Source organism: Nonomuraea sp. K271 (genome assembly GCF_009908215.1).
GTDB lineage: Bacteria > Actinomycetota > Actinomycetes > Streptosporangiales > Streptosporangiaceae > Nonomuraea > Nonomuraea longispora.
On the sequence record NZ_JAAAHR010000235.1, the window covers coordinates 1 to 11,510 of the forward strand.

An 11,510-nucleotide genomic window follows, 5' to 3' on the forward strand; every position below is an offset into this window, starting at 1 on the left:
GGGTTGACGAGGGACACCATGAGCTGCTGCGCGGAGGGCCGGCGCGCGGGGTCCTTCGACAGGCAGGACGCGATCGGCCCGCGCAGGCGCGGCGGCAGCGGCGACAGGTCCGGCTCCGCGTACAGCACCCGGTGCAGCACGGCGGGGACGGTGTCGGCCCCGAACGGGGTCGTGCCCGTGGCGGCGAACACCATGGAGGCGGCCCACGCGAAGACGTCGGAGGCCGGAGCCGCGGGCGAGCCGTTGATCTGCTCGGGCGCCAGGTAGGCGGGCGTGCCGATCAGGCCGGAGGTCATGGTCGCCGCCCCCTCCGCCCTGGCGATGCCGAAGTCGACCACCCGGGGCCCGTCGGGGCCGAGCAGCACGTTGGACGGCTTGAAGTCGCGGTGCACGATCCCGGCCGCGTGGATGGCCGCCAGCGCCGTGGCCGTGCCCACCGCCAGGCGTTCCAGGTCGCCGCCGCGCAGCGGGCCGCGATCGCGTACCCGTTCGGAGAGCGAGGGGCCGTCGACGTACTCGCTGACCACGTAGGGCCGCGGGCCGCTGGTGGAGACGTCGAGCACCCGCGCCGTGCAGAAGGAGGCGATGCCCGCGAGGGCATCGATTTCCCGCGCGAGCCTGGCCCTGGTCTCGGAGTCGCCGGTGCCGAGCAGCTTGACGGCGACCTGCAGCCCCGAGGGGGAATGGGCGAGGTAGACCACGCCCTGGCCGCCCTCGCCGAGCCGGCCGGCCAGGCGGTAGCCGCCCAGCGACGCCGGGTCGTCTGGTGTCAGGGGGGTCACCATGGGCGATACGTTACCGTCGTCCCGCACGCGGCAAAGATCCCTTCGCCATGCGGAAGCCACAATCCACCGGTACCTTGGACCGCTGGGTTAAATCACTCCTTAGGCGGAGGTATGAGGGGAAGTGTCGAAGATCACGTTCCGCGAGCGGGCGCGGTACTGGTTCGACAACACCATGTCCAGGGGGACGGCTTCACTGATCGGCTGGCTGGCCATGGTGTCGCTCGCCCTCATCGTCGTGGTCACGGTGCTGACGCTCTGGTTCGCGCCCAACGAACCGGAGGGCGTGACCGGCCCTGGACACGTGCTCTGGCTCGCGCTCATGCACGCGCTCAGTCCGGGCAAGATCTCCAGCGACGAAGGCTCGACGGCGTACATGACGGTGATGTTCGCCGGCTCTCTCGGCGGCATCTTCATCGTCAGCATGCTCGTCGGTCTGCTCTCCAACGGGCTCAAGCAGAAGGTCGACCGCCTGCGCAGGGGCCGCTCGCGGATCGTCGAGTCCGGCCACACGGTGGTGCTCGGCTGGTCCGACCAGGTCTTCACGATCGTGGCCGAGCTGGCCAAGGCGCAGGCGAGCCAGCGCAGCTCGGTGATCGCCATCCTGGCGGAACGTGACAAACTGGAAATGGAAGAGCAGGTTCGCGAGCAGGCGGGCGACCTGGGCAAGACGCGCATCGTCTGCCGCACCGGGCGCCCCACCGAGCCGCACGACCTCGACCTGATGAACCTGGCGGCGGCCCGCTCCGTCGTCGTGCTCTCACCCGAGCGCGAGGACCCCGACGCCCACGTCATCAAGATCCTGCTCGCGCTGGCCAAGCGCGAGGGCGTGCACCCGCCGGCCGTCGCGGCGCTGACCTCCAGCCGCAACATGGCCGCCGCCCGCCTGGCCGGCGGGGACGAGGTGCACCTGGTCGACTCCGACGACACCGCCTCCCGGCTCATCGTGCAGTCCTCGCGCCAGTCCGGCATGTCCGTGGTGTGCATGGACCTGCTCAACTTCGACGGCGGCGAGATCTACCTGCGCACCCCGAAGAAGCTCGTCGGCGTCACGTACGGCGAGGCGCTGCACGCGTACCAGACCGCCTCCCTGATCGGGCTGCGCCGGCCGTCCGGCGTCGTGCTGAACCCGCAGGGCGACACCGTCATCAACGCCGACGACCAGGTCATCGTCATCGCGCACGACGACTCCGATGTACGGCTCGCCGCCGGCATGCCGTACATCGAGGACGGCGCCATCGTCGAGGCCGGGCGCCCGCGCACCGAGCCGGAGCGCACGCTGCTGCTCAACTGGAACGGCAGGGCCGAGCAGATCGTCCGCTACCTCGACGGGTACGTCGCCCCCGGCGCCGTCCTGGAGATCGCCGCGGACCACCCCAAGGCCGGCACCGGCCTGGCCGGCCTGCGCAACCTCACCGTCAACGTCAAGGACTGCGACACCACAGACCGATTCGCGTTGGAGTCGCTCGGCGTCGGCCTCTTCCAGCACGTCATCGTGCTCAGCGACGACCGATTCGACCCGCGCCACTCCGACACGCGCACGCTCATGACGCTGCTGCAGCTCCGCGACATGCAGAAGGCGCTCGGCGAGCACTACTCGATCGTCAGCGAGATGCACGACGAGAACAACCGCTCGCTGGCCGAGGTCACCCAGGCCGACGACATCGTCATCAGCGACACCGTCATCGGCCTGCTCCTCGCCCAGCTCGCCGAGAACCGTCACCTGGCGGACGTGTTCGGCTACCTGTTCGACTCGCGGGGATCGGAGATCTACCCGCGCCCCGCCGCCTCGTACGTCAAGACGGGGGCGAAGGTCTCCTTCTCCACGGTCGTGGAGTCCGCCCGGCGCAGGGGCGAGACGGCCATCGGCTACCGCAAGAACACGGCGAGGAACGACCCCCCGCACTACGGGATCGTCCTCAACCCGGACAAGACGGAGCCCATCGTCCTGGAGGAGGCGGACTCGGTGATCGTGCTCGCCGAACGCTGAACCCACGCCGCCGTGGGTTACCGTGTGCCCCGTGAGGACCATTGACTGGGTGGACGGCGCGGTCGAGCTGGTGGACCAGACCCTCCTGCCCGACAAGTGCGTGATGCTGCGCATCCACACCGTTGACCAGCTCGTCGACGCCATCAGGCGGCTGGCCGTGCGCGGCGCCCCCGCGCTCGGCGTGGCCGGCGCGCTGGGCGTGGTGCTGGCGGGCGGCGACCCCGAACTGATCGCCAGGCTCCGCGCCGCCAGGCCCACCGCCGTCAACCTCGCGTGGGGCGTGGACCAGGTCGCCGAGCACCTGCCCGAGGGCCCCGGCGCGGTGCTCGCCGCCGCGCTGCGCGTCCGCGACGCCGACATCGCCGCCTGCAGGGCCATGGGAGAGCGCGGCGCCGACCTCCTCGCCGGCGACCGGCTGCGGATCATGACCGTGTGCAACACCGGCGGGCTCGCCGCCGTCGAACGCGGCACCGCGCTGGGCGTCGTCCAGACGCTGCACGAACGCGGGCGGCTGGCCGAGGTGCTGGCGCTGGAGACCCGCCCCCTCCTGCAGGGCGCCCGGCTCACCACGTGGGAGCTGGCCAGGATGGGCGCGCCGCACCGGCTCATCGCCGACTCCGCGGGCCCCTACCTGCTGGCCAAGGGCGAGGTTGACGCCGTGCTCGTCGGGGCCGACCGCATCGCCGCCAACGGCGACACCGCCAACAAGATCGGCTCGTACGCGCTCGCCCTCGGCGCCGAACGCGCCGGGGTGCCGTTCGTGGTGGTCGCGCCCGAGTCCACGATCGACCAGAACACCCCGTCGGGCGAGCACATCGCGATCGAGGACCGCGACGAGGACGAGATCGTGGCCTTCAGAGGGGTGCGCGTGGCCCCGGAGGGCACGCGCGCGGCGAACCCGGCGTTCGACGTGACACCGCACGACCTCATCACCGCGATCGTGACGGACCAGCGGATCATCCGCCCCTGACCAAATCCCCCATCTCCAGGACCTGCCCGCGCCGCCCGCGTTACGCTCGGTCGTCACCGACAGCGACCCCCCGGAGCTCACCTGTGGCCATCGACCTGGTATCAAGGCGCGACTGGAACGCTCGCACCCCACGCGGCGACTACACGCAGCTCGACTCCGCCAAAGGCGTGAAGGTCCACTACACCGGTGGCAGGGTCGATCCCGGCATCGTCTCCGACCACGAGGCCTGCACGGCCTTGGTACGTTCCATCCAGGGTCACCACATGGACGGCAACGGCTGGATCGACATCGGCTACTGCGTGGACGAGGAGACCGAGATCCTCACCCGGCAGGGCTGGAGGTCCTGGTGCGAGCTGCGTCCCGGCGACATCGTTCTCACCCTCGACCACGGCACGGGCATGTCGGTGTGGCAGCCCGTGCTGGACGTGTGCGTGTTCCCCCCGCGCGAGCGGGAGATGATCCGCATGCGCGGCGCCGGTCACTCCTCCTTGTCGACGCCCCATCACCGCTGGCCGGTGGAGCGCCGCCGCCGCGTCCCCGGCTCCCTGCGGTGGAGGGGGCCGGGCGCGACGTGGCTGCCCGCTGCGAGGGCGGGCCGTACGGTCACCGTGCGTGAGCGCCGGTGGGTCACCACCGAGACCATCGCCGGCGACGACCGCATCACGATCGCCGCTCCCTGCGCCGACCTGCCGACCGAGCCGAAGTGGTCGGACGCCTTCGTCGAGCTGCTCGCGTGGTTCTGCACGGCCGGGGCCGTCGACCGCGCCGGGGGCGGCGTCGCGATCCACCGGCCGCCGGACGACGAGGCGCACCTCATGCGCATCCGTGCCGCGCTCCACGCGGTCCTCGGCCCTCCCGCCGACCGGCTCCACCGGGGTGGGGCATGGCGGGAGACGCTCTCGGACGATCGCGCCGCGTTCCGGCTCCCGGCCCGCGCGGGCCGGGAACTGCTGGAGGCGGCGCCCGGCGGGGTGCCCGCACTCGGCTTCCTCCTCTGCCTGACCAGGGCCCAGCTCGACCTGTACGTGGCGACCTGCCTGGCGGGCGGGGACGGGCCGGACGGGTTCGCGCGCGAGGACCGTACGGCGGCGGAGGCGTTCATGTTCGCCGCGCTGCTGTCGGGGTCGGAGGCGTCGCTGCACCGTGTGCCGCCTGCGGACGGCAACGGACCTGGCGGGTGGAAGGTCTCCGTCGGCAGGCGGCGGCACGTCGTGCCGCGACCGGCCGCGCGGCGCGGCGCGTTGGGCATGACCATCCGGAAGGAGACCTACGACGGCCGGATCTGGTGCCCGAGGATCGAGAACCAGAGCTGGCTGGCGCGCAGGGACGGGACCGTCTACTTCACCGGCAACACCATGATCGCCTGCCCGCACCGGAAGGTGTTCCAGGGGCGCGGGCCGCACCATCTGCCCGCCGCCAACGGCCCGGGGCTCAATTCCGGCCACTACGCCGTGCTGGGGCTGGTGGGCAGCACCGGGCTCGTCCAGCCGCCCGACGGCGTCCTGCACGCCGTCCTCGACGCGATCGAGCACCTGCGCACCAGTGGCCGCGCCGGCAAGGAGATCAAGGGGCACCGCGACGGCTACGCCACCGCCTGCCCCGGCGACCCTCTCTACGCCTGGGTCAGGCGTGGCGCCCCGCGCCCCGGCGGCACCGCCGAGCCACCGCCGCCGCCCTCGGCGCCGCCGTTCCCCGGGCGGCTGCTGAGGTATCCGCCGGTGACACGCGGCGAGGACGTACGCACGTGGCAGGCGCAGATGAGGAAACGCGGCTGGGACATCGACGTGGACGGCGCGTACGGTCCCGAGTCGCGCGACGTGTGCCGCAGTTTCCAGCGCGTGCAGGGGATCGACGACGACGGGATCGTGGGCCCGATCACGTGGCGGCTGGCGTGGGAGGCCCCGACCAGCTGATCTCGCGTAGGGGTGGGCCCTGGGTTACCCGGTTCGCGGCCGTCCGCCTACTATCCGAACATGGAACTGGCAGCGGGGTTCGCGCCTGTGTCGCGCGACGACTGGCGGGCGCTGGCGGTGGCGGTCCTGCGTAGATCCGGGATCGAGGCGGACTCTCCCGAGGAGGCGCTGTCCACCCTGACCTACGACGGGGTGGCGGTCGCCCCGCTCTACGACGCCGGCGACCTTCCTGGAGATCCGGGCCTGCCAGGGGCGGCCACTTACCTGCGCGGGGCCAGGGCCGTGCCCGGGTGGGACGTGCGGCAACGGCACGCCGTGGCCGACCCCGAGGCCGTGCTGGCCGACCTGGAGAACGGCGGCACCTCGCTGTGGCTGGTCGTCGGGCCGGACGCCATCCCGGTGGGCGAGCTGGGCACGGTGCTGAAGGACGTCTATCTCGACCTGGCGCCCGTCGTGCTGGAGGCCGGCGAGCGGGCGGAGGAGGCCGCGCAGGCGCTGTTCGGGCTCGCCGCCGCCCGCGGCACCCCGCTGAGCGGCAATCTGGGAGCCTCCGGCGAGCTCGGGGCCCGGCTGGCGCGGCGCTGCGTCGCCGACTTCCCCGGGCTGCGGGCGGTCGTCGCCGACGCGACGCCCTACCATGACGCCGGCGGGAGCGACGCCGAGGAGCTGGGCTGCTCGATGGCACAGGGCGTCGCCGAGTTGCGGGCGCTCACCGGAGGCGGGCTCTCCGTCGAGCAGGCGCTGGGGCAGATCGAGTTCCGGTACGCCGCCACCGCCGACCAGTTCGCCACCATCGCCAAGCTGCGCGCGGCACGCCGGCTCTGGGCCAGGGTCGCCGAGGTCTGCGGCGCGGCCGAGCACGGAGGTCAGGCGCAGCACGCCGTGACGAGCGCGGCCATGATGACGGCCCGCGACCCGTGGGTCAACATGCTGCGCACCACGCTCGCCTGCTTCGCCGCGGGCGTGGGCGGAGCCGAGGCGGTCACCGTCCGGCCGTTCGACGCCCGCCTGCGGTCACCGGACGCCTTCTCCCGCCGCATCGCCCGCAACACGCAGGCGCTGCTGATCGAGGAGGCGGGTGCGGGGCGGGTGATCGACCCCGCGGGCGGCTCCTGGTACGTCGAACGCCGCACCGCCGACCTGGCCGAGCGGGCGTGGGACTGGTTCCAGGAGATCGAGGCGGCCGGAGGGTTCACGGCGGCGGCCGGGTTGGTGTCCGAGCGGATCGCCGCCACCCGTGACCGCCGCGCCGACGACATCGCCCACCGGCGCCTGCCCATCACGGGCGTGAGCGAATACCCCGACCTCCACGAGAAACCCCTGCGCCCCGCGTCGGCCTCCGGCACAACCGCACCGGACGACGGCGGGAGCGTGGGGCTGCCCCGGGTGAGCTACGCCGAGCCCTTCGAGGAACTGCGCGATCTGGCCGACGCACAGGCCGAGCGTCCCAAGGTGTTCCTCGCCACGATCGGCCCTGTGGCCGTCCACACCGCCAGGGCGGCGTTCGCGGCGAACCTGTTCCAGGCGGGCGGCCTGCAGACCGAGACCGCGGGCCCGGGCGCCGACCCCGAGCAGATCGCCACCGCCTTCGCCGTCAGCGGCACGACGGTCGCCTGCCTGTGCTCGAGCGACAAGCTGTACGCCCAGCACGCCACGGCCGTCGCCGCCGCCCTGCGCAAGGCGGGGGCGAAGAAGGTGTGGCTGGCGGGGAAGGAAGACTACGAGGGCGTGGACGCCACCCTGCACGCGGGCTGTGACGCGCTGGCCGTGCTCCGCACGACCTTCGACGACCTGGAGGTGACCCGATGATCCCGGACTTCTCCGGCATCCCGCTCAACGGCGGGCCCAAGCCGGGGACGGACGCCCCCGAGCCGGCGGGCGAGGTGTGGGAGACGCCCGAGGGCATCGAGGTCAAGCCGCTCTACACCGCCGGCGACCTCGACGGTCTCGACTTCCTGGGCACCTATCCCGGCGCGGCCCCCTACCTGCGCGGCCCGTACCCCACGATGTACGTCAACCAGCCGTGGACGATCCGCCAGTACGCGGGCTTCTCCACGGCCGAGGACTCCAACGCCTTCTACCGCCGCAACCTCGCCGCGGGGCAGAAGGGCCTGTCGGTGGCGTTCGACCTGGCCACGCACCGAGGCTACGACTCCGACCATCCCCGTGTCGCCGGCGACGTGGGCATGGCGGGGGTGGCGATCGACTCCATCTACGACATGAGGCAGTTGTTCGACGGGATCCCGCTCGACCGCATGTCCGTGTCGATGACCATGAACGGCGCCGTGCTGCCCGTTCTCGCGCTGTACATCGTGGCGGCCGAGGAGCAGGGTGTCGCGCCGGAACAACTCGCGGGGACGATTCAGAACGACATCCTCAAAGAGTTCATGGTACGCAACACCTATATTTATCCACCGGCACCGTCGATGCGTATTATTTCGGATATTTTCGCGTATACGAGCGAGAAGATGCCGAAATTCAACTCGATCAGCATTTCCGGGTACCACATCCAGGAGGCCGGCGCCACATGCGACCTGGAGCTGGCCTACACGCTGGCCGACGGCGTCGAATATCTGCGGGCCGGGGTCGACGCGGGCATGGACATCGACCGGTTCGCGCCGCGGTTGTCGTTCTTCTGGTGCATCGGCATGAACTTCTTCATGGAGGTCGCCAAACTGCGCGCCGCCCGGTTGTTGTGGGCGAAGCTCGTTTCCGGATTCAACGCCAAAAACCCGAAGTCCCTGAGCCTCCGTACGCACAGCCAGACCTCCGGCTGGTCCCTGACCGCGCAGGACGTCTTCAACAACGTCGCCCGCACCTGCGTCGAGGCCATGGCCGCCACCCAGGGCCACACCCAGTCGCTGCACACCAACGCCCTGGACGAGGCCCTCGCCCTGCCCACCGACTTCTCCGCCCGAATCGCCCGCAACACCCAGCTCCTCCTCCAGCAGGAGTCGGGAACCACGCAGGTGATCGACCCGTGGGGCGGCTCCTACTACGTCGAACGCCTCACCCACGACCTCGCCGCACGCGCCTGGGAGCACATCCAGGAGGTCGAGTCCGCCGGCGGCATGGCCAGGGCCATCGAGGCGGGCCTGCCCAAACTGCGCATCGAGGAGGCGGCCGCCCGCACCCAGGCCCGCATCGACTCGGGCCGCCAGCCCGTCATCGGCGTGAACAAGTACCGCGCCACCGGTGACGACGACATCGAGGTGCTCAAGGTCGACAACAGCTCCGTACGCGCCCAGCAACTCGACAAGCTCGCCAGGCTCCGCGCCGAACGCCACGAACCCGACGTCCAGCACGCGCTCGCCGCGCTCACCAAGGCCGCCGACAACCCAGCGCCCGGCTTGGAGCACAACCTGCTCAAGCTGGCCGTCGACGCCGCCCGCGCCAAGGCCACCGTGGGCGAGATCTCCGACGCGCTGGAGCGGGTCTTCGGCAGGCACGCCGAGCAGGTCCGTACCATCTCAGGGGTGTACCGCGACGAGTCAGGCCCCTCCGCCGCCATCGAACGTGCCCGCCAGGCCTGCGCCGATTTCGAGCGAGCGGAAGGACGCCGCCCGCGCATCCTGGTCGCCAAGATGGGCCAGGACGGTCACGACCGCGGCCAGAAGGTGATCGCCACCGCCTTCGCCGACCTGGGCTTCGACGTCGACGTCGGCCCGCTGTTCCAGACGCCGGAAGAGGTCGCCAGGCAGGCGGTCGAGGCCGACGTGCACATCGTGGGCGTGTCGTCGCTGGCGGCCGGCCACCTCACGCTGGTGCCCGCGCTGCGCGAGGCCCTCGCCGCTCACGACGCCGGCGAGACCATGATCGTGGTCGGCGGCGTCATCCCGCCGGACGACCACGACGCGCTGCGGGCCGCCGGCGCCGCCGCGATCTTCCCGCCGGGCACCGTGATCGCCGACGCCGCCCTCGACCTCATCGACCAGCTGAGGAAGCGTCCCTAGGGCTGCCGGGTCGTGGCCGGCCGGTTCGGGAGACTTCCGGCGCATCCGCCGGGAGGGGGCGCCCTTCGGAGGCCGGGGAGCGCCTCAACGCGGGCACATGGTGACGGAGACGGTCCGCTGGGTGGTGAGGGGAGAGGTGATCCGCAACGTGACCTTGTGGACGCCGCCCGAGCTCGTGAGGGTGTGCGGCGCGGCCAGATAGCGCCGGCCGTTGCGCGAGATGCCCGCCGTCGCGCGGCCCAGGGCGGAGCCGTCGACATACCAGGTGTAGGCGAAGTTCACCGCGCCCCCGGTCCGCTCGACCAGCGCCTGGAGCGTCGCCTCGCCGCCGGCCCAGCAGTCGCCGTTCCTCGTACCCCCGGCCCGCACGTAGACCAGCCTCAGCCGGCCCTTCGTGGCGCGGCCGGTGCCCGTCGACTCGTCGGGCTGGGGGTCGGCCGTACGGCTGCGCCGCCGCCGCTCGGTCGTGGTGGCGGACGGAGAGGCCGTCGGCGCCTCGCTGACGACGGCGAGTCTCGTGGTCTTCTGGGTGGGCGTGGTGGGGGTGAGCCAGACGATGGCGCCGCCGAGGGCGAGCACGCACATGCCGGAGACGGAGGCGATGAGCACCTTCTTCGCCCTGCGCCGTTTGCGCGGCGGCGGCGCGGCCGCGGATGTTCCCCCGCCGGCGACCAGGGCGTCGACGAGCGCCGAGGAGTGCGCGGTCGGCACCGAGTGCGTGGACTCGGGCGCGTGAGGAGGCGCGGTGGCATGCGGCTGGGACTCGAACGGCGCCGAGTCGAGGCCCTGCTTGGCGGCGAACGGAGCGGGCGGCTCCGACCAGGCCGGCACCTCGGGCGCCTGCCCGCCGTTCCCCTCGTCCTGCGTCCCGAACGGCGCCCCGTACCCGGTCGGCGCCTCGGACGGGCTGTCCTGCCCGTACGCCGGCGGCGTACCGTACGCGGACGGGGACTCGACCGGCTGCGACAGATCGAACAACGCCTGAAGCGGCGAGCCGTCCTCCTCGTGGCCCGCCTGCCCGTGACCCGCTTCGCCGGGGCCGCTCCGCGCGTCGCCCGGCTGCGCAAGTCCTCCCTGCGCAAGTCCTCCCTGCGCAAGTCCTCCCTGCGCGAGGCCTGCCTGCGCGTAGCCCTGCGCCGGGCCTGGCTGCGGATCCTGGACCTCGTGACCGGGTCCGTGCGGGCCGCCGCCCGGCTGGGCTTCGTGCGACGGGTACGCGGCCTGCCCGGGCCCGTAACCGGAGTCCCCGGACGCCGCACCCTGCTGTGGCGCCCTGGTCCTGCGCCTGGGCAGGGGCTCACCGACCACCCTGCCGAGGGGCGGGGGATCGCCGACGTCCTTGCCGAGGGGCGCGGACGCGTCCTGGTCGAGGGTCTGGTCGGCGGTCTGCTGCCAGGCCGCGGAATCGTCGGTTCGCTGCCTTGCCGGGGAGCCGGCCGCCTCGGGCCGCGCCTGCCCGGGCGGCTCGCCCCAGGCCTGGCCGTGCGACTCGGACCGGGCGGCCTCCCCCGGCGTGTCGAACGCGGCCGCCTGGCCGGGGCCCTGCCGCGCGGCCGTGGACTGTTCGGCGCCGGTGCCCGGTGCGGGTTCGGCGGAGGCGGGCTCAGGTGTCTGCTCCCAGAGCCAGTCCGGGGTGTCGTTCGTGGCCGGCCGGCTCGCGGGCTGAGGCGCCGGCGTCTGGTACGGCGTGTCGTACGCGGGAGCCTGCCGCCCGCCCTCCGCCTCCGGGACGAGCGCGCCCTGCGGAAAGGCGCCACCATGAGGGACGCCGCCATGAGGGGCAGGACCACCGTGCGCGGCGGGACCACCGTGCGCGGCGGGACCACCGTGCGCGGCGGGACCACCGTGCGCGGCGGGACCACCGTGCGGGGAGGCCGCGCCTTGGGGGGCGGCGTCTTGAGT

6 protein-coding genes and 1 pseudogene are annotated in these 11,510 nt (G+C 72.6%); 5 read left to right on the forward strand and 2 right to left on the reverse strand.

Going from position 1 to position 11,510, the window contains the following annotated elements:
* Window positions 1–785 (reverse strand): serine/threonine-protein kinase (locus tag GUY59_RS43440; RefSeq protein ID WP_161715022.1); only part of this gene is annotated, 785 nt, incomplete at its 3' end.
* A 121-nt stretch (window positions 786–906) separates the two neighbouring features.
* On the opposite strand from GUY59_RS43440, the gene GUY59_RS43445 reads away from it, so the two are divergent.
* The 5 genes from GUY59_RS43445 to scpA all read left to right on the forward strand — a co-directional run bounded on the left by GUY59_RS43445 (window position 907) and on the right by scpA (window position 9,608).
* Window positions 907–2,772, forward strand: coding sequence for a CASTOR/POLLUX-related putative ion channel (locus GUY59_RS43445; RefSeq protein WP_138207949.1), 1,866 nt, complete (start codon window positions 907–909; stop codon window positions 2,770–2,772).
* A gap of 31 nt (window positions 2,773–2,803) precedes the next feature.
* Complete coding sequence (gene mtnA, locus GUY59_RS43450) at window positions 2,804–3,742, forward strand: S-methyl-5-thioribose-1-phosphate isomerase (protein ID WP_132329687.1); 939 nt, start codon at window positions 2,804–2,806, stop codon at window positions 3,740–3,742.
* 83 nt (window positions 3,743–3,825) lie between these two features.
* Window positions 3,826–5,655 carry a peptidoglycan-binding protein gene (locus GUY59_RS49580; protein ID WP_252375216.1) on the forward strand — a complete coding sequence of 610 codons (1,830 nt, stop codon included), beginning with the start codon at window positions 3,826–3,828 and terminating at the stop codon, window positions 5,653–5,655.
* Window positions 5,656–5,715: 60 nt separating this feature from the next.
* The gene (locus GUY59_RS43465; RefSeq protein ID WP_138207951.1) at window positions 5,716–7,464 is read left to right on the forward strand and encodes a methylmalonyl-CoA mutase family protein; all 1,749 of its coding nucleotides are present in this window, start codon (window positions 5,716–5,718) and stop codon (window positions 7,462–7,464) included.
* A complete protein-coding gene (gene scpA, locus GUY59_RS43470; RefSeq protein WP_138207953.1) occupies window positions 7,461–9,608 on the forward strand; it encodes a methylmalonyl-CoA mutase in 2,148 nt (715 codons plus the stop codon). The genes GUY59_RS43465 and scpA overlap by 4 nt, the downstream gene beginning before the upstream one ends.
* Window positions 9,609–9,692: 84 nt before the next feature.
* Here the strand turns inward: scpA and GUY59_RS43475 are convergent.
* Window positions 9,693–11,510: pseudogene (locus GUY59_RS43475) on the reverse strand (hypothetical protein); the annotation flags it as partial.